The 27,000-nt window shown below is 63.7% G+C and carries 24 protein-coding genes and 1 pseudogene; 10 read left to right on the forward strand and 15 right to left on the reverse strand.

The genetic code is table 11. The features are described 5' to 3' along the window. The first annotated feature begins 21 nt into the window (after positions 1-21). A complete protein-coding gene (locus tag WA675_RS19700; RefSeq protein WP_336086109.1) occupies positions 22-408 on the forward strand; it encodes a beta-sandwich lipoprotein in 387 nt (128 codons plus the stop codon). Positions 409-414: 6 nt separating this feature from the next. Here the strand turns inward: WA675_RS19700 and WA675_RS19705 are convergent, their stop codons facing one another. Beyond that, positions 415-702 (reverse strand): hypothetical protein, encoded by a 288-nt coding sequence (locus WA675_RS19705; RefSeq protein ID WP_336086110.1) that lies wholly within the window; start codon positions 700-702, stop codon positions 415-417. Positions 703-1,061: 359 nt separating this feature from the next. Between WA675_RS19705 and WA675_RS19710 the strand changes: the two genes are divergently transcribed. From WA675_RS19710 to WA675_RS19730, 5 genes are all read left to right on the forward strand, one after another. Continuing rightward, positions 1,062-1,421, forward strand: coding sequence for a hypothetical protein (locus WA675_RS19710; protein ID WP_336086111.1), 360 nt, complete (start codon positions 1,062-1,064; stop codon positions 1,419-1,421). Positions 1,422-1,516: 95 nt separating this feature from the next. Beyond that, the gene (locus WA675_RS19715; protein WP_336086112.1) at positions 1,517-2,344 is read left to right on the forward strand and encodes a DMT family transporter; all 828 of its coding nucleotides are present in this window, start codon (positions 1,517-1,519) and stop codon (positions 2,342-2,344) included. Between the two features lie 33 nt (positions 2,345-2,377). Then, positions 2,378-3,706, forward strand: a complete 1,329-nt coding sequence (locus tag WA675_RS19720) for a hypothetical protein (protein WP_336086113.1) — start codon at positions 2,378-2,380, stop codon at positions 3,704-3,706. A gap of 56 nt (positions 3,707-3,762) precedes the next feature. Continuing rightward, positions 3,763-4,860: a WD40/YVTN/BNR-like repeat-containing protein gene (locus tag WA675_RS19725; RefSeq protein WP_336086114.1), complete on the forward strand. Its 1,098-nt coding sequence runs from the start codon at positions 3,763-3,765 to the stop codon at positions 4,858-4,860. Between the two features lie 2 nt (positions 4,861-4,862). Then, positions 4,863-5,135: a MoaD/ThiS family protein gene (locus WA675_RS19730; protein WP_336086115.1), complete on the forward strand. Its 273-nt coding sequence runs from the start codon at positions 4,863-4,865 to the stop codon at positions 5,133-5,135. A gap of 5 nt (positions 5,136-5,140) precedes the next feature. Here WA675_RS19730 and gntA read toward each other — a convergent pair whose 3' ends face one another. Beyond that, complete coding sequence (gntA, locus tag WA675_RS19735) at positions 5,141-5,833, reverse strand: guanitoxin biosynthesis heme-dependent pre-guanitoxin N-hydroxylase GntA (RefSeq protein WP_336086116.1); 693 nt, start codon at positions 5,831-5,833, stop codon at positions 5,141-5,143. Positions 5,834-6,071: 238 nt separating this feature from the next. Continuing rightward, positions 6,072-6,635, reverse strand: coding sequence for a hypothetical protein (locus tag WA675_RS19740; RefSeq protein ID WP_336086117.1), 564 nt, complete (start codon positions 6,633-6,635; stop codon positions 6,072-6,074). A gap of 112 nt (positions 6,636-6,747) precedes the next feature. On the opposite strand from WA675_RS19740, the gene WA675_RS19745 reads away from it, so the two are divergent. Next, the gene (locus WA675_RS19745) at positions 6,748-8,682 is read left to right on the forward strand and encodes a UvrD-helicase domain-containing protein (RefSeq protein ID WP_336086120.1); all 1,935 of its coding nucleotides are present in this window, start codon (positions 6,748-6,750) and stop codon (positions 8,680-8,682) included. Positions 8,683-8,966: 284 nt separating this feature from the next. Beyond that, a complete protein-coding gene (locus WA675_RS19750) occupies positions 8,967-11,114 on the forward strand; it encodes an AIPR family protein (RefSeq protein ID WP_336086121.1) in 2,148 nt (715 codons plus the stop codon). Between the two features lie 78 nt (positions 11,115-11,192). Here WA675_RS19750 and WA675_RS19755 read toward each other — a convergent pair whose 3' ends face one another. Beyond that, complete coding sequence (locus WA675_RS19755) at positions 11,193-11,387, reverse strand: hypothetical protein (protein WP_336086122.1); 195 nt, start codon at positions 11,385-11,387, stop codon at positions 11,193-11,195. Positions 11,388-11,518: 131 nt separating this feature from the next. On the opposite strand from WA675_RS19755, the pseudogene WA675_RS19760 reads away from it, so the two are divergent. Continuing rightward, positions 11,519-12,352 (forward strand): annotated as a pseudogene (locus WA675_RS19760) (IS3 family transposase). Here WA675_RS19760 and WA675_RS19765 read toward each other — a convergent pair. From WA675_RS19765 to WA675_RS19785, 6 genes are all read right to left on the reverse strand, one after another. Then, positions 12,343-15,459: a type I restriction endonuclease subunit R gene (locus tag WA675_RS19765; protein WP_336086123.1), complete on the reverse strand. Its 3,117-nt coding sequence runs from the start codon at positions 15,457-15,459 to the stop codon at positions 12,343-12,345. The pseudogene WA675_RS19760 and the gene WA675_RS19765 overlap by 10 nt on opposite strands. Beyond that, positions 15,456-16,673 carry a restriction endonuclease subunit S gene (locus WA675_RS19770; protein WP_336086125.1) on the reverse strand — a complete coding sequence of 406 codons (1,218 nt, stop codon included), beginning with the start codon at positions 16,671-16,673 and terminating at the stop codon, positions 15,456-15,458. Before WA675_RS19770 ends, WA675_RS19765 begins: the two co-directional genes overlap by 4 nt. Positions 16,674-16,675: 2 nt before the next feature. Beyond that, a complete protein-coding gene (locus WA675_RS19775; RefSeq protein WP_336086126.1) occupies positions 16,676-17,482 on the reverse strand; it encodes a hypothetical protein in 807 nt (268 codons plus the stop codon). After that, positions 17,469-19,049, reverse strand: coding sequence for a type I restriction-modification system subunit M (locus WA675_RS19780; RefSeq protein ID WP_336086127.1), 1,581 nt, complete (start codon positions 19,047-19,049; stop codon positions 17,469-17,471). The genes WA675_RS19775 and WA675_RS19780 overlap by 14 nt, the downstream gene beginning before the upstream one ends. A 219-nt stretch (positions 19,050-19,268) precedes the next feature. Next, positions 19,269-19,454 (reverse strand): Scr1 family TA system antitoxin-like transcriptional regulator, encoded by a 186-nt coding sequence (locus WA675_RS27425; RefSeq protein WP_442945675.1) that lies wholly within the window; start codon positions 19,452-19,454, stop codon positions 19,269-19,271. 490 nt (positions 19,455-19,944) lie between these two features. Then, a complete protein-coding gene (locus WA675_RS19785) occupies positions 19,945-20,148 on the reverse strand; it encodes a hypothetical protein (RefSeq protein WP_336086128.1) in 204 nt (67 codons plus the stop codon). A gap of 60 nt (positions 20,149-20,208) precedes the next feature. Between WA675_RS19785 and WA675_RS19790 the strand changes: the two genes are divergently transcribed. After that, positions 20,209-20,943 carry a hypothetical protein gene (locus tag WA675_RS19790; RefSeq protein WP_336086129.1) on the forward strand — a complete coding sequence of 245 codons (735 nt, stop codon included), beginning with the start codon at positions 20,209-20,211 and terminating at the stop codon, positions 20,941-20,943. On the opposite strand, the gene WA675_RS19795 is transcribed toward WA675_RS19790, so the two are convergent. The 5 genes from WA675_RS19795 to WA675_RS19815 all read right to left on the reverse strand — a co-directional run bounded on the left by WA675_RS19795 (position 20,940) and on the right by WA675_RS19815 (position 26,695). Continuing rightward, on the reverse strand, positions 20,940-21,653 hold the full coding sequence (locus WA675_RS19795; RefSeq protein WP_336086130.1) for a 2'-5' RNA ligase family protein: 714 nt from the start codon (positions 21,651-21,653) through the stop codon (positions 20,940-20,942). The two genes, WA675_RS19790 and WA675_RS19795, sit on opposite strands and share 4 nt — an antisense overlap. A 100-nt stretch (positions 21,654-21,753) precedes the next feature. After that, complete coding sequence (gene argS / locus WA675_RS19800; protein ID WP_336086131.1) at positions 21,754-23,520, reverse strand: arginine--tRNA ligase; 1,767 nt, start codon at positions 23,518-23,520, stop codon at positions 21,754-21,756. 48 nt (positions 23,521-23,568) lie between these two features. Continuing rightward, positions 23,569-24,291 carry a hypothetical protein gene (locus WA675_RS19805; protein ID WP_336086132.1) on the reverse strand — a complete coding sequence of 241 codons (723 nt, stop codon included), beginning with the start codon at positions 24,289-24,291 and terminating at the stop codon, positions 23,569-23,571. Continuing rightward, a complete protein-coding gene (locus WA675_RS19810; RefSeq protein WP_336086133.1) occupies positions 24,288-25,205 on the reverse strand; it encodes a methyltransferase in 918 nt (305 codons plus the stop codon). The genes WA675_RS19805 and WA675_RS19810 overlap by 4 nt, the downstream gene beginning before the upstream one ends. Further along, on the reverse strand, positions 25,202-26,695 hold the full coding sequence (locus tag WA675_RS19815) for a pyridoxal phosphate-dependent decarboxylase family protein (protein ID WP_336086134.1): 1,494 nt from the start codon (positions 26,693-26,695) through the stop codon (positions 25,202-25,204). The genes WA675_RS19810 and WA675_RS19815 overlap by 4 nt, the downstream gene beginning before the upstream one ends. Between the last annotated feature and the right edge of the window lie 305 nt (positions 26,696-27,000).

The following is a 27,000-nucleotide window of genomic DNA, read 5'->3' on the forward strand; positions in this document are numbered from 1 at the left end:
CGAACCGGGCTAGAATGGGGAATGAGGAACAAGCTCGTCTGCGCCACCATCTCCCTTTTCGCCGGTGCCCTCGCGGTCACCGGATGCGCCAGTGACGCCGATGTGGTGTCGAAGAACCTGTCCAAGGAATCCGATCAGTTCAAGATCAACCGCCGGGTGGTGTTCTTCAACGGCATCACCGACAAGTACCTGCTCTCCATCGAGGGCAAGTGCTCGATCAAGGACGAGAACAACCAGCTCGAGGTCACCTGCAAGACCGGCGACGACGAGTACAAGAAGCACTTCCTCGGCCTGTCCGACAACGTCAGTTACTTCGTCGAACAACTCGACGCCGCCAACGTCAGCGCCTACCACTACAAGGTGATCTTCAAACCCGAGACCATCATCGCCGACGTCGACCGCAACTGACCGGCGTCACCGCATCACCCTGCGCCACACCCCTTCCCGCGGCGGCGTGAACCGCTCCCGCAGGATCGGGTCCGCCTCGATCCGCGCCACCGTGTCCGCATCCGGCGGATACGGCCGCGCCCCCACCACCCACTCGCGCCGCAACTCCGGCACGCACACCTGGATCTCGTCGAACTCATCGATCCTGCGCCCCGACCAATCCATCCGCTCCGGCTGATCCTGAAACCCCGCCGCATACCCCAGATACTCGTTCCACACCGCATACGACGTCGCCAAGGTCAGCTCCTCGGGCACCGCCAACCGCAGCAACCACCGCCCGTGCGCCCACTCGTGATCCCCGAGCAACATCTGCGCCGACGTCCGCACCGCACCCCGCCGCCACCCCCGCCCCACCCAACACCACACCGGCGCCGCCCCACCCCCCTCGATCCCCCGCCGCCCCATCTCCGCCACCATCTCCCCATACGCCCCCCGCCAATTCGGAACCACCAGCCCCCAATCGGCCCGATACACCCCCTCCGCCGACAAGGCCTCCATCACTTCCGGCGCCTGCAACGTCCAAAGCCTCACCCACCCAACGATATCGGCCCACCCGCGCACATCCGGCCAGCGCCCCGATCATCGTCACGAGCCACCCGACTACCCTCGACACCGTGCACGTCCTCGGCAGCAGGAAGCGAAACCAGCCCGCCCCGCCCCACGCCGTCTTCGCCGCCCTCATCGACCCGGATCGCGACCCGACCCGCCCGTGGCTGATCCTGCTGTCCGACGAGCAACGTCCCGCCGTGCTGGAACGCGCGGATCCCCACCTGGTCGTCTGGAGTTCACTCTGGCCGAAACACCCCACCGCGCGCATCCGCTTCGATCTGCCCTCCGACGGCGGCAGCGGCACCGACCTGCGTTGGACGCTCTACCTCGACACACCGGACCTGGACGATTCGGCGGTCGGTCATCTCCGTTACCGCGTCAACACCCTGATCAACGCGAAACTCCGGCGCTCCTTCGGACAATGACCGGAACACCGTGCGCCCACGGTTAATCTGAGCCCGGCGGACGAACAGTCGGGGGGCGACGCATGACGCAGCTGGACCGCACACAGACCTCGGTCATGACCCTGATCGCCGCGACAACGCTCTGGGGCTTCTTCTCGGCGGGGCTGGCGCTGCTCGGATCGAGCAGAGTCGGCCCGACCGTCGCGATCGGCGCCGCGGTCCCCTTGCTGCTCCTCGCCGTCGCGGGCGGCCGCAACCCGCTGCAGGACCTGCGCGCGCACCCGAAAACCTTTCTCGTACTGGGCTTTCTGGAAGCCGTCAACATCACGCTCTACGCTGCGGCCCTGGCCATCGGCCCCGTCCCGGTCGTCGTGGCCCTGCACCTGACCGCTCCGATCATCCTGCTCGCCGGTGCCCTGCTGACCCGTCAGCGTGAGCTGGACGTCCGGGCGGTCACCGAGATCGCGCTGGTGATCACGGCGGTCGTATTGGTCTCGATGCGCCCCGGCGCCACCGTGTCGACCGCCAAGGCGATCGTCGGGTGCGCACTCGCCCTCGGCAGCGCGCTGGCCGTCGCGGCACTGATCACCCTGGTCGCGCGCGCGTCCGCCCACCGCGGCGACCCCACCGCGTCCGCCGGGCTCCAGCTGGGCATGGCGGGTCTGCTGACGATGCCCTACCTGCTCGTCGACACCGCTGCCCCCGGCCAGCTGCTGATCGAGTTCGCCCTCGGCGCGCTGCTGCTCGGGCCGGGCTTCGCGCTCTATTGGCGCGCGATGCGTCACACGGACGCCGCGACGGCCGGTGTCGTCGGCTTGAACGAGGCCGTCGTCGCGTGGACCGTGATCGCCGTACTGGACCACACGAGCATGTCGATCTGGCTGCTGGCGGCGGGCGGTTTGATCCTCATTGCCATCATTCTCGAGCGGGGCGCGCAGCTATAATTGCGGCACAACACTTTTGGCTCCTGGGGCACCATGTCGGATTTCGAGCACCGCATCATCCGGGCATGCGACTGGCTGCGCCGCACCATCGTCCGTCCCGGCGACGGGGTCGCGGGCTGGGGCTGGTCCGCCGACGTCGCCCCCAACCCGCAGGACACCGCGGAGGTGGTCTGCGCGCTCGTCGCGGCCCGTCGCCCGGTCCCCGACGCCCCCGCGGTGCTGGCCATGATGCGGCGCGACTCGGTGTCCCATCACACCGAAGGCGAATGGGTCTTCCAGGCACCGGTCGATGCCGCCTGGCGGCTGCGCGCCCTGCGCCGCCTGGGCGAACCCCGCACCGCCACCGAAGTTCTCGCGTCCCGGCACACCCTGCTCACCACCCAGGACCCCGAGACCGGCGGGTGGGCGCTCTCCGACGGCATCGCCCCGATCTCGGTGACCGCGACCACCGCCGCCGTCCGCTCCCTCCTCGACTTCCCCGGCTCCGACGACGCGGCCGCCGAGGCCACCGTCCGCGGTGTCTCGTTCCTGGTCACCGCTGTGCTCGACGACGATTCCCGCGCGGCGTCGAACCACGCCGCCGCCCACATCGCCCACCTGCTCGGCAACCCCGCGATCGCCGCCCTCGGCGGCCCCCGCCTCGTCCGCGCCCACACCCGCACCATCGACCGGATCCTCGCCCACCTGGACACCGCCCCGGGCACCCTCGAGGAGGAACAGATCCACCGCGGCGCGGTCGCCCAGACCTGGTATCACTCCACACTGCAGCAATCCGTCGCCGCGCTCGCCACGGCGGGTGATCGCCTGATCTTCCACCCGACCTTCCGCACCGCGCTCGTCCAGCTGCTCGACTTCCAGCAGTCCGAGCGAACCCATCGCGACCACGGCGGATTCCGCACCTCCCGCGAAGGCATCATCACCTCCTACGCGACCGCGCAGGCCGTGGAAGCCCTGACCGAGGTGCACTCCGGCGTCCGCCAGTGGGTCAATCCCGCCACGGTCTTCGACATGATCTGTCGCGAATCCGGCGCGCACCACACCGATCCCCAGCCGATCGCGCCGACACCGCGCGCTCCGATCGCCATGAACAGTTCCGCGGGTGCCGCCGTCTTCGGCGCGGCCGCGGCGGCCGGAATCACGATCATCACCCTGGCCTTGGCGTTCGACAAGGGGATCGTCGAGCCACTCGGTGAGGTGTCGAGCCGGGCGCTCGTCGTCTGGGGGTCCCTGCTCATCTGGTTCGGCAGCTATTGCTGGGCGGCGACGGTGTTCGCCAGGCACCGCTCCGGACGCGTCGGCACCCTCGTCTTCGCCGCGGCCACCACCATCGTCTTCCCCACGGTGGCGTTCCTGCTCGGCTGACCCGCAGGAGTACGCTCGAACCCATCCGCGTCGTCGCAACGACCTGGAGGTCGGCAATGGACGTACTTCTCGGCATCGGAACCCGCAAAGGCCTGTTCCTGGCCCGCAGCACAGACGGCCGGGCGAGCTGGACCGTCAGCCCGCCGCAATTCCCCGTGGCCGACGTCAAAGCCCTCGCCATCGACACCCGGCGCCCCACCCCCCGCCTGCTCGCCGGCGTCCTGAACAGCCATTTCGGCCCCACCCTCGTCTCCAGCGACGACCTGGGCGAAACCTGGACCGAACCCGACGACGCGCCCCTGTCCTTCCCCGACGACACCGACGCCGCCCTCCAGGGCGTCTGGCAGATCACCCCAGCCACCGACGCCGAACCGGATGTCGTCTACGCCGGAGTCGAACCCTCGGCCCTGTTCCGCTCCACCGACGGCGGCCGCAATTTCACGCTGGTCCGGGGCCTGTGGGACCACCCGCACCGACCACAATGGGAACCCGGTGGCGGCGGCCTGGCCCTGCACACCGTCCTGCCACACCCCACCGACACCCGGCGCCTGGCCGTGGCCATGTCGACCGGCGGCGTCTACCAGACCGCCGACGGCGGCACCTCCTGGCAACCCACCAACCGTGGCGTCACCGCCGATTTCCTCCCCGGCGAGCTCCCGGATTGGGGCCAGTGCGTGCACAAGGTCGCCCGCGACGCCGACTCCCCCAGCACCCTCTACCTGCAGAACCACGGCGGCGTCTTCCGCAGCACCGACGACGGCGCCACCTGGCAGTCCATCGACGCCGACCTCCCACCCGACAACTTCGGCTTCCCCATCGTGGCCCACCCCCGCCGCCCCGGCGTCGTCTACACCTTCCCCCTCGACGCCGACATGTCCCGCTTCCGCTTCCCCCCGAACGCCACCTGCGCCGTCTACCGCAGCGAAGACGCGGGCCTGACCTGGTCCGCCAGCACCGACGGCCTCCCCGAGGTCCCCTTCTGGGCCTCGGTCCTGCGCGACGCCATGACCGCCGACAACGCCGACCCCACCGGCATCTACTTCGGCACCCGCAACGGCGAGGTCTACTGCAGCCCCGACGAGGGCACCCACTGGCACCTCGTCGCCGACAAACTCCCCGACGTCCTGTGCGTCCGCGCCGCCGTCATCGGCTGACCATGGCCCGCATCGTCCTCCCCTCCGCCCTACGCCCCTACGCCGACGGCGCCCACGAACTCACCATCGACGCCCCCACCCTCGGCCGCGCCCTCGACGCCCTCCGCACCACCTCCCCCGCCCTCGAACGCCGCCTCCGCGACGAACGAGGCACCCTCCGCCGCTACGTCAACTTCTACATCGACGGCGACGAATGCCGCACCCTCGCCGGCGCCGACACCCCCTTGACCGCCGACTCCGAACTGATGATCATCCCCGCCGTCGCGGGCGGCTGACCCCCTCAGGCCTGCCGCACACCCGCCAGCTCTCGCCCGTGCTCCGCCCCCTTCGCGCTGAACGGGCACTGCCAATCGGCAGGCTTGGGCCGCCCCGAGTACCGCCGCGCCTCCGACAACTGCTCGTACTCCATCAGATTCGGATTGATATCCCCCTGCAGCGAGATGTCCTGCTTCCGGATCTTGTCCGCCAGCCGATCCCACATCCCGTCGGCCTTGATCCGCGCGAACTGCTCATGCGAATTGAACGCCAACATCGGAAACGGCGGCCGCCGCCCGAACCGCCGATGCGTCTCGTGCAACCCGATCACGAAGAACGGATGCCCCGCCACGCTGTACCGGAACTCCCCCGACTGCGGATCCGAAGAACACCCCGCCGCCCATGCGAACCGCTCCGCGTCCGCCTCATGCAGCAGCTGCAAATGCTCCCACAACAACTCCTCGAACCGCAGCTCATCCACCCCCCGAGGCTCCTCGAAGGTCGCCACGAAACTCGTGAACTTCCGCGACCCCCAATCCGCCGCCCCCACGAACTCCGCCAGATCCGCAGCCATCAGCCGAGCCGACGCCACCCCACCCAGCACGTCGTAATGCCGATGCGTGATCCCACCCTGCCGCCACGCCGACCGCCCCGCCAGACAGGCGAACCGGTCCCCGAGCAGGAACTTCTCCACCTCAGCCCGCGCGTCCGTCGTCAACCCCGATGTTCCTTCCCAACCACATCCGAACTCGAGCGGGCGCCTGGCGATCGACTCGGCGCACAGCCACCTCACCCACATTGCGAGGGTGATCCTGACAGCCCCCGTCCGGGTACGCGAATCGATCGAACCGGCGCCCGCGATCATCCGGGCCGCTCGAGAGTCGAATCGGGCACCCGAACGTGTCGCGGATCACGTCCTGCCCATCCCGACCGTGCGGACCGTCACTTGCCCACGATCACCCCTCGAACCGCGAACGAGCGGAGCGGATCGCCACCCGAGTACGAAGCACCTCGGCTTCGGTCAGCTCCACCGGCCGATGCGTCAACGAGTTGTCCTCCACCCGCACCGCGTTCCCGCCGGCAGACCGCAGCGCCTGCTCGATCCAGCCGGTCGCGTTCAGCAGCACCGCCGCGAGCTCGGTGCCGGTATCGAGCACCTGATGCCTGTCGAACGCCTCCGACAGTTCCGTGAGGGCCGCCGACATCCGCGACGGCGCAGGCCGCTCTACTCCCGCCTCGGTCTCCAGGCGCTGCCGCCAGTCTTCCCAGTTCCACTCGCCCCACCTGGTCGGCGCAACGTCGATATCGTCGGCCCTCCCGTCGAAGGCCCAGTGCGCACCGACACCGTCGGCCGGAACAAGTATCAGACCGTGCGCTGGTATCGCCTCCAGCTTGTCCGAGCTATTCCAGCCATCGATCTGCTCGACCACCGCCGGCCCGGCTGCTATCAACGCATCGACGGGCAACGGCGAGGCGTAGACGCGCGGCCGACCGTCCACCACGATGAAGACGGAGCACATCGGCCGAACGTCGCGAACCCATCGATAACTTCAACTATATTGTCCAGCAACGGATTAGCGCGTTGCTGGAAGCAACCGATGGCGACCAGCGACCAGGTTCGAGGGGGAAACCATGGCCAATATCCGACGTGAGCGGTGCCAGCGCGCAGCCGAACAGACGCTCGCCGAACAGACCCACCTGAGCTCGCCGGAACGGCGGGTGCTCACGGGAGTTCTCGCCGGCGAAGGCTGGCATCTGCTGGTTCGCACCACCGCGTTCCGGCCGGGCAGGCCCACTGCTTTCGCGATCGGCCCGACGGGAGTGTTCGCGATCGTGTTCGCCGCCACCGCGCCCGACACTTCCGAATTCGGCGAGCTGCGCAAGCACGCCGAAGAACCCCTCACCCGTCTCGCCGTCGGCGACTTCCGGTTCGTCCCACACATGGCCGAGATCGTCGTCGTGCTGCCCGGCCGATTCCGCGCCGAGTCCGACGGCCGCGTCCACATCGTCGACGAACCCGGCTTCCTCGACACCCTCACCCGACGCGATCGCCAGTACAAGCCCGCACGCGCCGCCCAACTCGCGGCCTCCGGCATCGACCGCTATACCCACCTGCGTCTCGACTTCGCCGTCGAAACCGACACCGCTGCTGAGCTTTTCACCGCGACCGACCTCAACGAGTCCGAACGTGCCGCCGCGCTGTCCCGCCCGTTCAGCGACTGGATGACCTTTCTCGATCCCGCCCAGCTCAGCCTGGTGCAGGCGAACTTCAACGGTCCGGCCCGCATCAGTGGCCCGGCAGGCACCGGCAAATCCGTAGTCGCCTTGCACCGTATGGCGCACTGGGCCAAACGCAATCCCGGCCGCCTGATGTTCACCACCTTCGTCAAGACACTTCCCACCTTCCACGAACGCGGCTTCGCCCGTCTGGCGCCTCGGGCTGTCGACCGCGCGGTCTTCACCGGCCTGCATGCCTGGACGCTCCGGTTCCTCAAGGACCGGGATGTGTCGTTCAATGTCGACGAGGCCGCCGTCAACGCCGCACTCGCCGACGCGTGGCGCCGAATCCGCGGTACCCTCACCGCCGTCGACGGCACCGACTTCGGGTACTGGCACGATGAAATCGACCGCATCATCAAGGGCCGTGGGATCGCGAGCCTGGACGAATACCTCGGTGTGCAGCGCAGCGGCCGCGAGGGCATCACTCTCCGGAACGACATCCGAAAGACCGTCTGGGACGAGTGGTTTCAGCCGTACCAGCGAGGTCTCACAGCGCGCGGCGCACACGACTTCAACGACCTGATCGCCCTCGCCGTCGACGAACTACGCGCCCGCCCCCTCAGCGGCGAAGACAGCTTCGGGCTGGTCGTCGTCGACGAGGTCCAGGACTTCACCCTCCGGCAACTCCAGCTCGTCTACGAAATCGCCGGCGCCCGCGAGGATTCCCAGCTTCTCCTGGTGGGCGACAGCCAACAGCGCGTCTACGTCGGTGGCTGCACCCTGGCCGAAGCGGGCATCCCGGTCCCCGGCGGCCGCGGCCGCATCCTGCGCACCAACTATCGCAACCGCGCCGCGGTCCTGTCCTACGTCCAGCGCATCGAAACCCCCGACTCCGTCGACGACCTCGACGGCGGCACCGGCGCCGTCATCCGCGACAGCACCCCTACGCTCCCCGACGGTGACGTCGTCGAAGCCCGCCTCACCCGCCGCGAATCACTCACCGCCCTCCCCCAGGCCATCCGCGACGCGAACCTGACCCCCGACGCGGACATCGCCGTCATCGTCTCCACCAGAAGCGACATCGACCGCTACCTCACCGCCCTGCGCAAAGCCGGGCTCCGCGCCATGCCCCTGGAACACTACGACGGCACCCAACCCACCGACATCAAGGTCGGCACCGTCCACCGCGCCAAGGGCATGGACTTCACCGCCGTGTTCCTCCTCCTCACGAACCCACCCACCACCCGCCCCGCAGCCCGGGAAACCGATGCCCTCCGCACCCGCCAACACCTGGTAGCCGCCAGCCGAGCCCGCGACTACCTCTGGGTGTGCACCCTCACCGATTGACCCAACGCAGACTTGGCCCAGTAACCGGCGACCGCCACATTGCCCACTGCGTTCTCCGGGAACTTTCCGACTTCTACCGAACGTTGTGACGGCGGCGCCACCGACCCGATGCCTCCGTGCGACCGAAATAAGCTGTCGCGCGCAGGGATAGAATTTGATCCACGGTCGGACAGACCCCTGGGTGGTCTGCCAGGATGAACGCAGCACGTACAGGGGAGGCCGCCGCTCCACTCGGAAATGGGAGGGCGTGGCGCATCGGCCGCCAACTGTCAGGAGGGATGAGATTGACCAGCGCACACGGCAACGCCACCGTACCGACCCAGGTTCGCCAGGTGGATCGGGCGCTTCGGGAGATCTATATCGAATCCGATCTACTGGACATCAGCGATCTCGACGGACGACCACCAGCCGAGGTGGAGCCGCGTGCGCTGTCGCGGGCCCTCACAGCCCAGGCAGTCAGGATCGTCACCGGATTCGGCCATCACGAAGCTGCCCTCACCGTGATCGACGGATCCTCGGACCAGGGCATCGACGCGATCGCCGTGGTCGACGGCCCCGACCCGCACATCTACCTGGTCCAGGCGAAATGGAGCAAGACCGGCAAAGCCCACAGCGATCGCTCGGCGGTCATGGAGTTGCTATCCGGGTTGCGCCTGATCGACGACGGCGACTTCGCACCGTTCAACCCCCGTGGACGTGTACTCGCGGAACGCGCACATTCTGAAATGACCAAGAGACCAGTCCCGGTCACTCAAGTCGTTGTTTTGATGCGCGCCGACGAGGTGACTGCTGGTTTTACCGACGCATTGATCAACGGCGAGAAAGAATTCAACCGATACGGCACCGTTCTCGATCATCGGATTATTCTCGCCCGCGAGGTATGGGAATCCATCCGGAACGATCTGACTCCGCCATCGGTTGATCTCGACGTGGAGCTTTTTCCGTGGTTCGAAATCGGATCTCCTCATCCTTCCTTCCACGGCGTGGTGAATGCCGGGGATATCGCGGGGTGGGTCGAAACCGGATCCGACCTGTTCAGCGCCAACATCCGTAACCCGCTCGGTCGAACCCCTATCAACAATGAGTTGATCGAGACCTTGACCGAGGAGCCCGCAAACTTCTGGTACTTCAACAATGGCATCACTGTGCTCTGCGACTCCGTCGAACGAACGAACCGAAATATACGTTCACCGCAGAATAGGCCACTGCTCTTGACCCTGAGCGGAGCAAGCGTGGTCAACGGCGCACAGACGGTGAAGTCGATCGCCGAAGCCGTTCGACAAGACGAGTGCGCCGGCGAGGCACAAGTGGGCGTGCGCATCATCGTCACCGGATCCGCGAAGGAATTCGCTAAGCGCACAACCCAGGCAACAAACCGTCAGAATCGTGTCGAACCGAGAGACTTCATCGCTCTGGAACCGCTCCACGCCGCGATCATGGCGGAGATGCGGGCCGAACTCGGCCTCGAGTACAGCGTACGGCGCGGCGAACTCGAGCCACCTGCTGAGTCCGGATGTTCGGTGGTCGAGGCAGCCTGTGCGCTTGCCTGCGCCCATCCGGACAGCCAGTACGCGGCACGCATTGCCACGACCTTGGATGTGTTGTGGGAACGAGGTTCTCAGGGCATCCACGACGTCTTGTTCCGTCCGCAACCTAGCGCGTACCAAGTATGGAACGCGGTCCTCGTCCTACGCGCGGTGCAACGCAGCCTGCACAGCCTGCAAAATCGGATCGCTCGCCGTGGCGTAGTTTTGATGGACCACGGAAAGTACCTACTCACTCATCTCGTGTTCCGGAAGCTCGATATCGACGGCTTCGACGAACCCGATCCCGATCTGGCATGGTCCGAACGCGCGGTGTTAGAGGTGCCGGACCTGGTAAAAGAGTTGGTTCCGCAGGTGGCCGGAATAATCGATGACCGATTCGGCGATCGTGCGCGACTGCAGGCCGTGTGCTCGGATATCGACCGGTGCCGGGAGATCACGCACCATATTCTGCACGGAAACAACCTCTTGCAGACGCTTGCCACACACCGGTACCGCAACAGTGCCCAGACACGTCCCCGTCGCCGCCCCAATGCAGTAACAGTGCTGATAGATCGGGCCGTTCTCGCCGAAGGTACGCCGCTGTTTCTATCGAACAACTTCCCGGTGGAAACGGCAGCGTTGGCGAGCTGGCTCGCCGAGGACCCGAATCGCTCACGTGCGACATGGTTCGCACATCGCCAGCGCCCAATTCTGTGGGCAGCCGACGGCAAGCGATACTCGCCGTCGGGCCTGATCTCACATATGTGGGAGCTTGCCGAGTGGGCGGGTCGACCGGTCGCCAACCAGGGAACGACTCGATGGGTGACTCCCGAAGGAGACACATTGGCCGACCTCGCCAGCCGAATCCTTGACCAGCTCGAGGACTCGGCCGACGACGCAGAGTAAATGAGTGTCATGGTGACAGCGGAGATCTGATGGAGCCCCGATCTCGACAGATGCGACATCACAGCACCTAGTGCCGTGTCAGGCAGCGTTGGTTAGGTAATCCGGTCGGCGAATCTTTGAACCGACGGCGAAGTCCCGGATCGGTCCGGCGTGCTGGTTGCGCCAGCGGACGTAGTCACCGATCGCGGCGTCCTGCTCGGCGTGGCTGCGATGGTCGGTGCCGTTGAGCGCGAAGTACCGTAGCGCGGCGAACTCGCACTCAATGCGGTTCAAACACGACGAATACGTCGGCAGGAATACCAACTCGACGGCATTGGCAGCGCACCACTGCCGGACGGGACTGCTGCACCGATAGGTGACATCTGATCTGTGGTGCCGACTGGCATTGCTGGAAGGATGTAACCGTGCCCAAGCCCTACCCCAAAGAGTTCCGCGACGACGTCGTGCGCGTAGCCCGCAACCGAGGACCCGGCCAACAGCTCAAGCAGATCGCCGCCGACTTCGGGATCAGCGAGTCATGCCTGGCCGGTTGGCTCAAGGCCGCCGACGTCGAAGACGGGACCAAACCCGGAACGACCGCGACCGAGAACGCCGAACTCGTCCAAGCCCGGAAACGGATCAAGCTCCTCGAGCAGGAAAACGAAGTCCTGCGGCGAGCCGCGGCCTATCTCTCGCAGGCGAACCTGCCGGGAAAATGATGTACCCGCTCGTTCGTGAGCTGGCCGCCGATGGGATTCCCGTCGCGGTGACGTGCCGGGTCCTGAAAATCGCGCGCCAACCGTATTATCGGTGGCTCGCTGACCCGATCACAGCCGCCGAACTCGACGAGGCCTACCGGGCCGCGGCGCGGCCGGTGACCACGTCGCTGGTTGTGTTGTTCACAGCGATCGTGGGTCGCAATTTCGATCGCGAAAGTTCGTGCGGGCCTTGAACAAACACGCGATCGCGGATCGATGGGCCGGGTTGGCGCGTGTGGGGACAACGCCGCGATGGAGTCATTCTTCGCGTTGCTGCAAAAGAATGTTCTCGATCGTCGGCCGTGGGCAACTCGTGAGGAGTTGCGGATCGCGATCGTGACCTGGATTGAGCGGACCTACCACCGTCGTCGACGTCAGGCTCGGTTCGGCAAATTGACCCCCATCGAATACGAGACCATCATGACCCCAGCAGCCCTTCGGGCTGCCTGCCCGCTGTCACCGGATCGTGCAGCAGTCCCATCCGCCCGGTCTCAGTCGTAGACACCCCTGCTGGACGTCAGCCCAAAATAGCGTTCGAAGAATTGAGTTAGCGCATCGACAATGCGCTTCTTCTTGTCTCCGTGGCTGGCCTCACGGTTAAAGCGGGAGACCGGAGGAAAGATCTTCGTGATCTCCGTTCCGGTCGTGCGAATCTGTCCATCACGGAAGGCAGCATCGACGAACGCTCGAGTCTGTTCGGGCTTCAGCTTCTGTTCCTCGATGATCGCGGCCAATTCGGCATCGCGCTTGGCGTCCACGTACGCCTTCCACTGCTCATCGACGGAACCATCAACCGACAGTGAGTCGACGAAGTCCTCGACCAGGTCGCGCTTGCTGCGCAAGGTCGGGCTGGAATCGACCGCGCGCGAGATCTGGGCGCGAATCTCCTTGTTCTCGCCGTCACCGCGCTCGGCGCGCATCATCTCGACGAGCATCAGGATGTAGTCAACGTTGATCTCGACCTGCTTGACCAGCTCGATCTCGAAGACGACGTCCTCGTTGATGCGCTCCTTCTCAGCATCGGCACCCGTGCGGAACTCGGCGTACAGATTGAGGTAGACGCTGCGGTAGTCTTGGTGCTGACGCTCCGTGAGGAGGTCCTGGCCGTCGAAGTCGTCGAACTCGGTCAGAATGTTGTGCAGGCGGAGGACGGCCCCGAACAGGTTGATAAAGTCCTTCTGGTCCTGCTCCCCTACGATCTGCATGCCCAGGGGGAACCGCCGTATAAGGTCGTTCACCTTCCCGGAGTACTCGCTGTAGTACTCGCCGTAGGACGGTACGACCACGATCCCGCGCGCGTCCTTATTGCCGAACAGCTCCAGCGCGGTGTTTGTCTCGTCCTCAAGGTTGCGAAAGACGATGACGTTCCCGTGTCGCTTGACGGAGTTCAGGATGCGGTTAGTGCGCGAGTACGCCTGGATGAGACCGTGCATGCGCAGGTTCTTGTCGACGAAGAGCGTGTTGAGCGTCGTGGCGTCGAAGCCGGTCAGGAACATGTTGACCACGATGACCAGGTCGATCTCGCGGTTCTTCATCCGCTGCGAGAGGTCCTTATAGTAGTTCTGAAACTTGTCCGCGCTGGTGTCGTAGCTGGTACCGAACATGGCGTTGTAATCCCGGATCGCACCGTCCAAGACCGTGCGCGCGTCGCCTGACAAGCCATCGGTGTCGAAGGCCTCGTCGTCGAGGATGCCGTCGTCGGTAGCTTCGTTGGCACCGTACGAGTAGATGACGCCAATCTTCAGGCGCCGATCCGGCGTCAGCTTTTCCTGTTGCGCCTTGAACTGCTGGTAGTAGCGCTGCGCCGCATTGATCGAGGCAGTCGCGAAGAGCGCGTTGAATCCGCGGACGCGCTTGCGCTCCTTGAGCGCCTCGGCCTGCCGTCGCGTGCGCGCAGCCTCCGCCACGTTGGTGACGACGGAGTGCTCGTAGCTGGTCTGCCGCTTCGTCTTCTGATCGAAGTGCTCCAGGATGTACGCCGTAATCTCGCTGATCCGGCGCGGATCAAGCAGTGCCTTCTCACGGTCGATCGCCGAGACCTGCTTGTCATCGGGGTTGTCGATCTTGATGGTGTTGATGTAGTCGATCCGGAACGGCAGGACGTTCTTGTCCGTGATCGCATCCATGATCGTGTACGTATGCAGCTTTTCGCCGAACGCCTGCTCAGTGGTCTTCAGCAGCGGGCTGCCGCCGCTGCCCGAGTTCGCAGCGAAGATCGGCGTGCCAGTAAAGCCGAACAGGTTGTAGCGCTTGAACGCCCGCGTGATGTCAGTATGCATGTCGCCGAACTGCGAGCGATGGCATTCATCGAAGATGATCACCGCATGACCGGAGAACACCTCGTGGCCCTTGTTGGCTCTGATGAACGTCGACAGTTTCTGAATCGTCGTGATGATGATCCGCGCGTTCGGATCCTCGAGTTGCTTCCTCAGGATCGCCGTTGACGCGTTCGAGTTCGCCGCGCCCTTTTCGAACCTGTCGTACTCCCTCATCGTCTGATAGTCCAGATCCTTGCGGTCGACCACGAAGAGCACCTTGGCAACATCAGGCAGCTTCGATGCCAGCTGCGCCGCCTTGAACGACGTCAGGGTCTTGCCCGACCCGGTAGTGTGCCAGACGTAACCGCCAGCCTCGACTGTGCCAAGGTTCTTGTAATTTGTGGAGATGTCGATCTTCTGCAAGATCCGCTCAGTTGCGACGATCTGGTACGGGCGCATCACCAGCAAGTCGCGGTCGGCCGTGAGCACACAGTACTTCGTGAGGATACTCAGCAGCGAGTGCTTCGCGAAGAACGTCCCGATGAAAGACGTCAGCTCCGCGATTGGCTTGTTGTTCGCATCCGCCCACCAGGAGGTGAACTCGAACGAGTTGCTCGACTGCTTTCCCTTGGCCGCGCCCCTCGCCTTCTTGGCCTCGTCGAGACGCTTCGCGCGCGTGCTATTCGAGTAGTACTTCGTCAGCGTGCCGTTACTGATGACAAACAACTGCACGTACTCGAACAGACCCGACCCCGCCCAGAAACTATCGCGCTGGTACCGATCGATCTGATTAAACGCCTCACGGATATCTACGCCCCGGCGCTTCAGCTCGATGTGCACCATCGGCAAGCCGTTGACGAGCACCGTCACGTCGTAACGGTTCGCGTAGTTCGCGCCACCCGCACCCCCGCCCACCTCGTACTGGTTGATGACCTGCAACTGATTGTTATGGATGTTTTTCTTGTCGATGAGCGAGACGTTCTTCGTCGAACCATCGTCACGCCTCAGGATCTGGACATGATCCTCCTGGACGCGCGCGGTCTTCTCGACGATGCCGTCATTCTGTCCGGCGATCTTGGTCGTGAAGAACGTCTCCCACTCCGCGTCCGAGAAGATCATCCTATTGAGCTTCTCCAGCCGCATCCGAAGGTTCGCGACCAGCTGCGCCTCGGAAGTGATCGGGAGGTACTCATACGCCTGCGTCTCCAGCAGGCGGATCATCTCGCGCTCAAGCGCGGCCTCCGACTGGTACGCCTCAGCCTTCGCAGGAGCGGGGACATACTCGGCGACGACCGTACTCTCCGAGGAGATCGCGATCGGGTCGAACTTGCGTACCTGTGCGTCACTCATGCCGCCAACTCCTTGAACGTCAGCAGACGGTCGCGATAGTACTCGTATTGCTTGCGACGGGCGTTGAGCTCGGCAGGGAGACCGATACTGATATCGTTGACGAGCGCATCGAACTTGTCGAGCGTACGAACGATCGCTGCCTGTTGCTCAAGCGCGGGCACCGGAACGCGAACCCGCTTCAGTGCGTTCGCGTTGAACTGCGGTTGACCTGCTGTGCTCACCAAGGAGTTAGCCTGTTCCCAGTACGCAGCACTTTGCGCATAGTGCCAGTAGAACGCGGGCAGCATCCGGTTTTCCTTGAACCTGATACGGATCAAGAAAGACGCATAAACTGCTGGCTCCCCAGAGCTGACGAGCATAGTCTTCCCGTATGTTGCACCGGTGCGAGCCATCAGGAGATCCCCTGGCTGAACCACGTACTCGGAAGCGTCATTGCCAGGAGAAACGAACTTTGCGCCATCGGCAGACAGCTTGCCTTGCGGATTGATATCAGTGATCCGCAGAAAGCGATGTGTGCCTGTATCCGCAGCTTTATCGGTGAATCCATACCTGAACTCCGCAATATCGCCCAGGACTACCGTCTGAGTTACCGGCTCATCGCCACTGAGAGCCGCGCCGCGGTAGTACGCGAGCTGGGCGCGTCGAGCTTCCAGCTCCGCTTCCAGCTCCGCTTCCAGCTGAGTGAACTTATCCAATATTCGCACGATCTCTCGTTGAACCTTGAGAGGCGGCACAGGAATTCGGACAGTCGCCAACTGCTTTGCCGATACGTCGATAACCTTCGTTCCTGTAGCAAGCTTTCGCTTCTGGACATAGAATTCAGCCGAGGCAAACCAGTACGCCAGGAACTTCGCGTCCTGGCCATGCTTAATCACTGTGGCGTGCCCACCAGTGACAATCTGCTCCGTACCGAGCCATGCAACAGCCTTGCCGACATCCTCGATGTTCTCACTCGTGTTCGTAATGATTAGATCGCCTGGATCAGCCTTTGCGAGCTTGACCGCCGTGTCAGGCGCTACGAAGGACAGTGTCTCGGTCGCCCATACTCCGTAATGGGTATAGATCTGCCCGTAGTGTATGGCCCCTACTCCCTCGTCTACGAGAACGCTCTTGGGCATGCCGTTTCCGCGCACGAGCTCTGCGAACTCTCCGAGCCGCTTAAACTCCACGCCGTCCGGGCACAGCTCCTGGATCAGTTCCTCGATAGGAGTCATATTCACACATCCCCTCGCGCAAGCGCGCCAACATTCTCAACACTCCATCCAAGTTCATCAATGGCTTGAGCAACCACGTTATCTCTATTGACTTCCTCGACGACTCCGAGCACCAGCTGGAGACACGGCTTGAATTTTTGAAGTGCCTCCACTTCACTTGAGTCGCCGTGGATAATTCCACTAAGCTCTCGGAACAACTTATACCCGTCACTAGAGAAGCGCTGGGGAATAATGCTACGCTTTGCATTTACCTCTTCAAGCACCTGAGAAAAGGGGCGTGGATTCCCATTCTGCCTCATGGTCTCGACTCCGAGGATTTCGGCAACCTCCCAGGTGACCTTTTCAAAGATCTTGCGAAGGTAGATTACAGATCCAGCACCAAGTCCGCTCTCATATGCGAGATGCGCTCGCTTAACAAGCTCCGAGAACGGACCGGCCGCAACATCGACACGTTCCGCCCGCTCTCTTAGATTCTCGGTATATCTCTCGACGTGCACCTCCGGCGCCCTGGAATGGAGCATCCCGCTCGACGCAACCAAGAACCAGGTTTCTACCGACGAACGGCACACCATGCAACGCAACGTCGCGTCGATGCTGATTTGGTTATCCCCCACACCCAAGCATGAGAGTTCATCGGCCGACTCAAATGGTCTGACATCATTGCACTCGTGGCAATGAAAGTTGTGAATGACTTTCCCAACCCGGATTTTCTTATGCTTCCCCCAGCCGAGCGGACGATCTGAAAGGAATCCCTCGACTTGGGCTGCCGTCACATCGGGCGCTTTTGAGAGCAAATCAGACAACCTCATGTCCCCCTACTTCCAAACTCTCTACGATCTCGTCGATCGCTGTGCGAAGCTCGGCCTGGCGCGCCACGATGCGCGCGATCTTGGCGTTCAGCTCCGCGATGTCGACTTCCTCGCGCGTATCCTCCGCCTCCACGTACGACGATACGGCAATATTGTAGTCGTTGGCCGCAATGTCCTCGTTGCTGACGACCTTGGTGAAGTGGTCTTCCGGCTCGCGCGTCGTGAATGCTTCGAGAATCCGCGCCTGGTGCTCCTCAAGCAGCTTGTTCTTGTTGCCCACGCGCTTGAACTCTGCCGATGCGCCAATGAACAGCACGTCATTGGTCTTCTTCGACTTCTTCAGAACGAGAATGCAGGTCGCGATCGTGGTACCGAAGAAGAGGTCCGACGGAAGTTGGATGACCGCGTCGACGTAGTTGTTGTCGATGAGGTATTTGCGGATCTTCTTCTCCGCTCCCCCGCGATACAGCACGCCGGGGAACTCGACGATCGCCGCAGTGCCGTTCACGGCCAGCCAGCTGAGCATGTGCATCGTGAAGGCGAGATCAGCCTTCGACTTCGGCGCCAGCACACCGGCCGGCGCGAAGCGCTCATCGTTGATCAGCAGCGGGTTGGAGTCGCCGTCCCACTTGATCGAATACGGCGGGTTGGAGACAATCGCCTCGAACGGCTCATCGTCCCAGTGCTGCGGGTCGATCAGGGTGTCGCCGTGGGCGAGGTTGAAGTCGGCGTAGTTGACGTCGTGCAAGAACATATTGATCCGCGCCAGGTTGTAGGTGGTCAAGTTGATCTCCTGACCGAAGAACCCTTGGCGGACGTTGTTCTTGCCGAGCACCTTATCGAACTTCAGCAGCAGCGACCCGGAACCGACCGCCGGGTCGTAGACCTTGTTGACCTGCTTTTTGCCGACCACGGTGATGCGCGCCAGCAGCTCGGAGACCTCCTGCGGCGTATAGTATTCGCCACCCGACTTGCCAGCGTTAGCCGCGTACATCTGCATCAGGTACTCATAGGCGTCGCCAAACAGGTCGATCGAGTTGTCCTCGAAACGCCCCAGCGGCAGGTCGCCGATCGCGTCGAGTAGCTTCACCAGCTTCTGGTTGCGCTTGGCGACCGACGAGCCGAGCTTGTTGCTGTTGACGTCGAGGTCATCGAACAGCCCCTTGATGTCGTCCTCGCTGTCAGTGCCGAGTGCCGATCCTTCGATGTTCTTGAATACCCGCTCAAGCGTCTCGTTGAGGTCCTCGTCGTCCACAGCTTGCCTACGGACGTTGGCGAACAGATCGGACGGCAGGATGAAGAATCCCTTCTCAGCGACCACCTCGTCGCGAGCAAACTCCGCCTCCGGGTCAGGCATTCGAGTGAAGTCGAACGACTCGTCACCCGCCTCGTGCTCACCCTTGTTGATATAGGCCGTGAGGTTCTCGGAGATGTACCGGTAGAAGAGCATGCCCAGCACGTAGGACTTGAAGTCCCACCCATCGACGCTGCCGCGCAGATCGTTCGCGATCCGCCAGATCGTCTTGTGCAGCTCAGCGCGCTGCCCTTCTTTGGTCGTGGGTGCCATGTTGAAGTTGTTCTCCTCCGCGCTACGGCGCGATTCGGTTGCTGTGAGGTGGTGGAGTCAGGCTACCGGCGGCCGCCGACAGGAAGCGAATGCCCCGCCTGCTCTGGAGACCCGGTACCCCCTGTCGACGAAGATCATCCGACGTCCAGCGTCAGAGGTCATATAAGAGCCATGAGTTCCATACACCGGTTTCCAGAGGCGACTCACGTCATCCGCCCGTCATCCCCCGACTCGCCGACGCCCTCCACGTGCGGGAGGAAGTGTTCCGGCGCCGAGCGGGACGACACCGAAGACCAGGTGCACGTTTCCGAAGGCAGCGCGAAGCAGGCACCGAAGCTGGGCGGCCAACACGGCATCGTTTCCGAACGCCGTCCACAAGGCCGCTTCGTGGACATGCTCGGACATCTACAGACCCGTGCCGCAGTACGAACCGGCGCTGGACTCGGAACCGGCTGGCAATCCCACTGCGCTCAGGGAACAGGATCTAGTACTCCAGGAAGTTTAAACCGTCACGGATTTGGGACCGCTTTGGGCTATCTGGTGCGACATGCCCAGCCACGACAGTGACAGGGAGTGAGGGGCGTTCTACCCTCGTACCGGTAGGCGTCAGCACGAGGCGATCGGGGGCATCGTGACGGTAGGAGCTTGGACGGGCGTCGAGGTACGTGCGATTCGGACCGCCGCGCTTCGGCTGACTCAGGCCGAGCTCGCTGATCGGCTTGGCTTCACAGAAGCAGTCGTCCGCAAGTGGGAGAAGCGCGGCGCGACAATAACTCTCACCAATCAGTACGCAGCGGCGATGGATACCCTGCTTCAGCGTCTCGATGGCGAGCAACGCAGTAGGTTCGACAGCGCTCTCGCCGATCCAGGGTGCACGACGTCGACTGCGAGAGCATCACGCTTCGATCAGCCGGACGCGATAATTGGTCAGCTTCAGGATCTTTCCGGGGTTTGTGGAGACGGCGACCTCGTGGACGGGTTCCGCCTCGCGCTCGATGACATCGTCGACCGGTACGAGGCGGAGGGGCCACGCGTGCTCGCTGTCGAGGCCCGAGAGCTTCGGCAGCGTGCCAACCTCCTTCTTCAGCAACGACGTCACCCAGCCCACGTCGAGAGTCTCTACCGGATAGCATCCCGAATCTCCGGTGTCCTCGCGTACATGGCGGTCAACTGTGGTCGGTTCGGCACCGCGCGGATGTACTGCCACGAGGCTCAAGTGATGGCCTCGTTCACCGATGACCACGAAATGCTGACCTGGGTGAAGTCAACTGAGAGTTTCTGCGTTTACTACGCAGGAGATTTCGCGGAAGCCGCAGCGCTGGCGGAGCAAGGAATCGCCATGGCCAAGACAGGCTCTCAGACGATCCGGTTGTACTCCAACGGGTTGGCTCGCGCACAGGGAAAACTGGGCGACACCGCCGACGTCGAGCGCTCGGTCGAGCAGGCAATGGCGCTGGCTGATCGTATGAACGTCACGCCAGGCCTGACTCCAGCACTCACCTTCAGTCCGTACGGCAAGGCCCGCCTGCTGGCCAACGCCGCGACGGCATTCCTCTCCGCCGGGCGATTCGACAAAGCACTCGAGTACGGGAGCTTGGTCAACGAGTATGTGTCGCAGTCGGACTCGGTTTGGAGCCGCGCATTGGTGAGCTTGGATGTGGCGACTGCGCTCACTCTCCAGCGTTCCCCAGAAATCGAACAGGCGGTTTATTTCGGGATCGAGGCGCTCGACGCTTCGGCGGAGCGGCCGATCCGGTCAGTGTGGCAGCGAGCGAACGAGCTCGGCGCTCTCCTTGAGGCCAACTATCCCAAACCGTCGCAGGACTACATCGAACGATTGACGCAATGGCGGCGAGCCTCGCGACCGCTCATTGCCCCAGAGAGCGTTCGTTAGCCGCCCAGCGCGAGGGCAGCACGTGTGTCCCACCGATAGCAGCGCCCCTCTCGCCGGAGAACGACGAGCTCAACAGTGTCGACCCGCACAGAAACTCGCTCGGGTCCCCGCAGAGCCGCGACCGCGGCGATGACCTCTGCCGCGGCGCGGTCAGTGTTGTTGTACGCGATGCCCAGGTGCGGCCGGAACCGCGCCGACCAACCTGATACATCGCGAGGCGCCTGTTCCGGCGAAGACTCGTTGGAACAGGCCGACAGAACTCGATGCAGGTCGAGCAGCGGATCCCACGGCGCCACCGAGAATCGAATCGCGCTTCGAGATCCACTGAGCGGACCAATGGTCAGATCGAACGGCTTCACATCCGAAAGTCGTTCGCGAGCAGTCGAGACCAGGGCTTCTATCTGTTCACCGGCGACGGTGGTTGTATCGCCGACGCTGCTGATCGTGAGGTGCAAACCGTCCGATGGCACCGGGTCGATACCCGCTATGCCGAGACTGTTCTGACATTCCGCGGCGAAGTCAACCAGATCCGGGTCATCGAACGTCAAGTACCAGTAGTACCCGGTGCGCCCGGGCGACCACTGCTTCACGCGCCAGTGGTCGCGCAGATGTTCGAGTTCGGCGAAGGCCGCCCAGTCGTTCCGGAAGATGGCCTCGGGATCCGCTGTCGAGTCCGGCAGGTGCCGGGGAAATGGACCATTGGAAGTCATCCCTGGTCGGCCTACCTCTCGATATCGAACTCCCTGCCTGGGAGTGTACGGCTCCGCCGGCCGGACACAACTCCACGACGGTGTGCGTCCGGCCGACAGCTCACATTCGTTGCGGCGCGGCGATGCCCAGCTGTCCCAAACCGAGCTCAAGGGTTCGAGCTGTCAACTGGCACAGCGCAATTCGGTTCGAACGGATCGATTCCTCAGCGGAGATCACCGGGCACGAATCGTAGAACGTGGTATAGGTGCGAGCGAGATCGTAGAGGTATCCGGCCAGCCGGTGCGGTTCTAGTGCCTCGGCTACCTCCCGCAGGACTGTCCCGTACCCATCGAGGACCAACGCGAGTTCGCGCTCGGCCGGTTCCAACGGGCCGTTCGTGTCGACCGCGGCAGGACCCGCGATGTCAGCCTTGCGGAGGATCGAGCAAACCCGAGCGTGGGCGTACTGCAGGTAGACACCGGTGTTGCCGTTGAGCGACGTCATTCGAACAGGGTCGAACGTGTAGTCCTTGACTCGGGAGGTCGACAGATCCGCGTACTTCACCGCCCCGATGCCCGCCTGCTCGGCGATGGTGTCGAGGTCGGCTGACGCGAGTTCCGGGTTCTTCTCGGCGACCACGGTGCGGACGCGCGCTACCGCCTCGTCGAGGAGATCCATCAGCCGGACCGTGCCGCCCGCACGAGTCTTGAACGGCTTGCCGTCCGGTCCGAGAATCGTTCCGTAAGCGACGTGGTCGACCTGGATCGTGTCGGTCAACCAACCTACCCGCCTGGCGGCCTCGAAGATCAGTTGAAAGTGCAGGGCCTGGCGCGAGTCGGTGACATACAGCAACCGATCCGCGTGCAGTGCGGCGATCCGGTACCGGATGGTCGCCAGATCGGTGCTGTCGTAGCCGTAGCCGCCGTCACGCTTGCGAGCCATCAACACGGCGGGCTTGTCGTCCGGGCCATTGACCTGCTCGGACAGGACGACGACGGCACCGTCGCTGTCGACCGCCACGCCCTTGTCGACGAGCTCGGCCACCGTCACGGCCAGCTGGTCGTTGTAGAACGACTCCCCGACGTAGTCATCGGGAGTCAGCAGGACACCGAGGCGCTCATAAATGGCGCCGAACGCCTTCTCCGACTCCGCGACGATCTCCCGCCACCGAGCGACGGTGTCGGGGTCGCCGGCCTGCAGTGCGACCACTCGGGTTCGCGCCCGATCGGCGAACTCCGAGTCGGCGTCGAACTGAGCGCGTGCGGCCTTGTACAGCGCGTCCAACGCCGACACCGACCTGGTAGGGGCGTCGAGTTCCTCAGTGTGCCAAGGCGATTCGGGATGCTCGTCGATATGCTGGATGAGCATGCCGAACTGCGTGCCCCAGTCACCGAGGTGGTTGGCGCGCACCACATCGGCGCCGAGGAATCCGAAGATCCGGGCGAGGCTGTCGCCGATGATGGTGGTACGGAGGTGTCCGACGTGCATCTCTTTCGCCACGTTCGGTGCCGAGTAGTCGATGACCACCCGGCGTCCGTCCTCCGTGGCGGGGATGCCCAGCCGGTCGTCTGCCAGTCGGACTGTCACGGATTCCCACACCGCGGAGTCGGCCAGGGTGATGTTCAGAAATCCCGGGCCCGACACCTGCACGTCGGCGATGACGCCCCCGGTCCGATCGATGGAGGAAGCGAGCTCGCCACCGAGTTGCGCGGGCGGCACTCCCACTCGCTTGGCCAGTGGCAACGCGGCGTTGGATTGAAAATCGGCGCGGTCGGATCGTCGCACTACCGGGTCCGCATCCGCCGTTTCCGGACGGACTCGGGCGATCGCCTCCGACACAGCGGTAGCGACACGTCCGAGCAGCGGTACAACACCGGCAGAGCTCACCTTCGATTCCTTTCGAATGGGGATAGTGCGGCTATTGTCGCAGGTTTCTCATGCGGCCTGGATTGGGCCGACCACACCACCCAGTTCACGGCATCTCCGGAATCTTGCGCCGTCGACGAATTCGACCACGTTCGCCGCGGCCAGCGCGGCGAAGCCGGACTGGATCGTCGAATACAAGCGGGCGGTCGGTTGGTAGCCGAGGAAGTCCTTGCCCCGCGCGCCCTCGGGAGATCGAGTGAGTACCGCGACAGCGTCCTGGATGGTGACCTCGGGCTTGGCCACCATGGCCAGCGCCAACGACGCAACAGCCCGCTCCGCTCGCGATCGGTCGGCGCGGTAGCGCTGCACGTCTCCACCCAGGAAGACATGTTCGCTGGTCAGCGCATTGAGCACTAGACGTTGCGCGAACTCCGAGGAGTTCAACCAGTCAGGCTCGGCAACCACGGGAGCTGAGTTCAGCACTCCTTGTCTGCGAGGAAAGCACCGCAGTTCGACCGCGCAACAGACATCCGCGTAGGTCGCAAAAAGCTTTGTCTCATAGTCGACCTCGGTGTCCGTGAGAAGGTCGAAATCCACATGGAGCCCGCACACCGCGGCAACGAGCTCGGTCATGTGGTGACACCCTGGGCGGGAGCGTCCGACGATGACAAGGTCGAGGTCCGACCGGGACTCGCCGGTTGCGGCTTGCGAGCCGTAGACCAGCCCGTAGCCGCGCTGTGGCGCGAATTTGCGGCATACCTCCGCCGCCGCGGCGAAGAGTTCCGGGGTCATGAATCGATACCGATCGGAAGTGACGCGTACGGGTGGGCGACTGCATGGAAGTCGATGAAGTGAACTCCACTCGGAATCGCGACACCGCCACTCGCCATCTCGTAGCGGTCGAGGAAGTCCTCGACCTCCCGCGCTACCTCACGGTCTTCCAGTAGTTGGGGATGGTGTTTGAAATGCACTCCGAAGAACCACTCTCGGGCAGCCTCCCGATCGGGCGCCCACGCCACTCCTCCGAGCCGGAGGTGAGACAGAGTTCCCTCCCCACGGCTCTCGGCGGCACGGAGCGCATCGATCAGAACGTGGCGCGTGTACGCGCGCCCGCCCCGCGGGAACGGCGCGACCTTCTCCCACGCCCTGGTAACCAACTGCTGTTCAGGACTCTCCGCATCGAACAACATCACCAACAGGTGCCCACCCGGCGCGACCAGCTGAACGAGGTCGTGCACGAACTCGCCAGCCTGGTCAGCGGCGCCCGCTTGATCGTCCCGAAGTCGGACGCCCACGGATGAGAGCTCCTCGAAGAACTCGCCAATCGGATAGCTCAACGACCAGAACGCGGAGACCAGGTCGAAGGCCCCCGCCTGCCCGGCTGCAAGAAGCCGCGCGACAGCGTCACTGGTATCCGCGCATATCGTTTCGGCAGCGGGGAACTTCTGGGTGACGGCGGACACCATGATTTCGCTGTAGTCGGCGAGCACCATTCGGGCGGCGTATGGCGCGAAGGCGTCAGTGATTCGGCCTGTACCGCAGCCGAATTCGGCCACGTGCAAGGTGGCGGCCGGTGCGGCGTAGTGCTCGGTCAGCCAATCCGCGACCAGGTCGACGTCCTCGGTGCCACCGTAGTAGTGGCGCAAGAGCAGTTCGTCGTAGGTGCCGACCGTCTCGTAGACAGCACGGAAGGTCTTGTCGGTCATGCCGTTTCCTCCAGTTCGAGCGCGAGGTGGTCGAGGTAGGCGAGGACTTCACGCATGTGGTCCTCCGTGAGCTGCGGATTGTTCGCCATGAACCGCAGCGGGCACACGATCGCGCCTTTTCGAAGACGTCCCAGGTCGTCGGGCAGGGTGAACTGATGCAGGTGCCACTGTCCTTCCGCGAGCATTCGCTGGTGAATCGCGATGTTGAAGTCGTTGACATCGCGAAGCCCTTCATCGTCGATAGCACCGGGGCTGATGCCGGATGGCAGGTACGCGAACACGACCGCCGCGAGGTCTGGATCATTGAGACGAACCAGGCGGGGATGGTCATCTACGAGGGCAGCGAAGCGTCGCGCCAAGGTCGCTCGGTGGTCGGCCAGTGCGGCCAACCCGGTTCTGCCGCGGCCGAGCATCATCATCCACAACTTCAACGACATCCAGCCCTTGGTGCCGATGAATGGAGTGACCTGCCCGAAGGCGAAGTCTTCTTGCATGATCAGATCCGAGTACGTCGAGATCGTCCGGATGACAGCTGGTTGACGAACCAACAGTGCGCTGAGCCCGTAGGGAACGGCCATGATCTTGTGAGGGTCGACCGTAATGCTGTCGAATTCGGCTATGCCGTCGATCTTCTCCCGCATGCCCGCGCTGAAAGCGGCCAGCAGCCCCCAGCAGGCATCGGCATGCAACCAGATTCCGGGACTGATCTCCCGGACGATCTCGTTCACCGAGCGCAGATCGTCGACAGTTTGTGTCCTGCTGTCGCCGGCGTAGGCGACCACCGCCATCACGTGCTCTCGGTGGCGGCGAAGCGTCCGAGCGAGTTCGCGCTTGTCGTACCGGAACCCGTCGGTGCCGACCTCGATGACGTGCGCTCCACATCCGATCCATGTCAGCGCCGCCTTCACGCTGTAGTGCCCGATGCCTTGCGGGACAACCACCGCCATTCGGCGCGGGTCGGTGACACCAGTTCGCATCGTCTCCGGCGCCTTGGCTTCCCGTGCGAGCATCATCGCCACCGTGTTGCTGGTAGTCCCACCCGAAGTGACCATGCCGCCGACGTCCCACACGGTGCGCACGTCGCTGACCGCCGGATTTGGATACCCGAGTAGATCACGCAGCCAGCGCAATACCGCAATCTCGATGAAGGTCGCGCTCGGGCTGTCGAACGACTGGTTGATCATGTTCTGCTGCGTCAGCGCCGCGAGCATCGTGCCCGCGAGAGCGAGCGGATCGTCGCCGGTGTCTCCGAAGCCCATGAACCGTGGTGATGCCTCGTTCTTGCAGAACGGGAGAACCCGGGCCACGAAGTCCCCCATCACCGCGTCGTCTGTCAGCGGCTCGGCGGGCAGATCCGTCAGCAGTAGATCGCGGATCTCGTGCGGGCTGCCGCGCCGACCGAAGATCTCTGCCCTCGACTTGAACCGCAGCCCGACGTCGACAGCGCGGTGAAGCAGTGAATCTCGCTCGTGAACGGGGTTCTCGGGCACAGGGTGAGTAGCCAACTGGTGCAAGGTGATTGCCTTCCGTGGGCAGATTTCCATTGCCGATCACGATCCCGGCTACAGGGAGGATTCAGAAGACACACCACCGCTACGCGATCGATACGTAACCGCACGTGGGGCGGCTTGTCCTGGGTACACAGGGTTGGATACAGCATGATCACGTAACCCATTGACGTAATCATTACGTCAATGCTTCGCGGCACCCTGGTCTGCACCGACATCATCACCATGGCGGGCGAAGCGGTGAGCGACCTCGGGCGGATAGCATCCGATGACCACCGCGAATCCGA

This window comes from Nocardia sp. SSK8 (assembly GCF_037034205.1).
Classification (GTDB): Bacteria; Actinomycetota; Actinomycetes; order Mycobacteriales; family Mycobacteriaceae; genus Nocardia.

What these genes read in the sequence shown, in the direction of transcription:
- WA675_RS19795 (WP_336086130.1), bottom strand. Translation starts at nt 21,653, where the DNA reads ATGACTTCCAATGGTCCATTTCCCCGGCACCTGCCGGACTCGACAGCG.
- WA675_RS19770 (WP_336086125.1), bottom strand. Translation starts at nt 16,673, where the DNA reads ATGACTCCTATCGAGGAACTGATCCAGGAGCTGTGCCCGGACGGCGTG.
- WA675_RS19765 (WP_336086123.1), bottom strand. Translation starts at nt 15,459, where the DNA reads ATGAGTGACGCACAGGTACGCAAGTTCGACCCGATCGCGATCTCCTCG.
- WA675_RS19790 (WP_336086129.1), top strand. Translation starts at nt 20,209, where the DNA reads ATGGCGGTCAACTGTGGTCGGTTCGGCACCGCGCGGATGTACTGCCAC.
- WA675_RS19730 (WP_336086115.1), top strand. Translation starts at nt 4,863, where the DNA reads ATGGCCCGCATCGTCCTCCCCTCCGCCCTACGCCCCTACGCCGACGGC.
- WA675_RS19740 (WP_336086117.1), bottom strand. Translation starts at nt 6,635, where the DNA reads ATGTGCTCCGTCTTCATCGTGGTGGACGGTCGGCCGCGCGTCTACGCC.
- WA675_RS19745 (WP_336086120.1), top strand. Translation starts at nt 6,748, where the DNA reads ATGGCCAATATCCGACGTGAGCGGTGCCAGCGCGCAGCCGAACAGACG.
- WA675_RS19810 (WP_336086133.1), bottom strand. Translation starts at nt 25,205, where the DNA reads ATGACCGACAAGACCTTCCGTGCTGTCTACGAGACGGTCGGCACCTAC.
- WA675_RS19775 (WP_336086126.1), bottom strand. Translation starts at nt 17,482, where the DNA reads ATGAGGTTGTCTGATTTGCTCTCAAAAGCGCCCGATGTGACGGCAGCC.
- WA675_RS19720 (WP_336086113.1), top strand. Translation starts at nt 2,378, where the DNA reads ATGTCGGATTTCGAGCACCGCATCATCCGGGCATGCGACTGGCTGCGC.
- WA675_RS19715 (WP_336086112.1), top strand. Translation starts at nt 1,517, where the DNA reads ATGACCCTGATCGCCGCGACAACGCTCTGGGGCTTCTTCTCGGCGGGG.
- WA675_RS27425 (WP_442945675.1), bottom strand. Translation starts at nt 19,454, where the DNA reads ATGTCCGAGCATGTCCACGAAGCGGCCTTGTGGACGGCGTTCGGAAAC.
- WA675_RS19805 (WP_336086132.1), bottom strand. Translation starts at nt 24,291, where the DNA reads ATGACCCCGGAACTCTTCGCCGCGGCGGCGGAGGTATGCCGCAAATTC.
- WA675_RS19725 (WP_336086114.1), top strand. Translation starts at nt 3,763, where the DNA reads ATGGACGTACTTCTCGGCATCGGAACCCGCAAAGGCCTGTTCCTGGCC.
- WA675_RS19780 (WP_336086127.1), bottom strand. Translation starts at nt 19,049, where the DNA reads ATGGCACCCACGACCAAAGAAGGGCAGCGCGCTGAGCTGCACAAGACG.
- WA675_RS19700 (WP_336086109.1), top strand. Translation starts at nt 22, where the DNA reads ATGAGGAACAAGCTCGTCTGCGCCACCATCTCCCTTTTCGCCGGTGCC.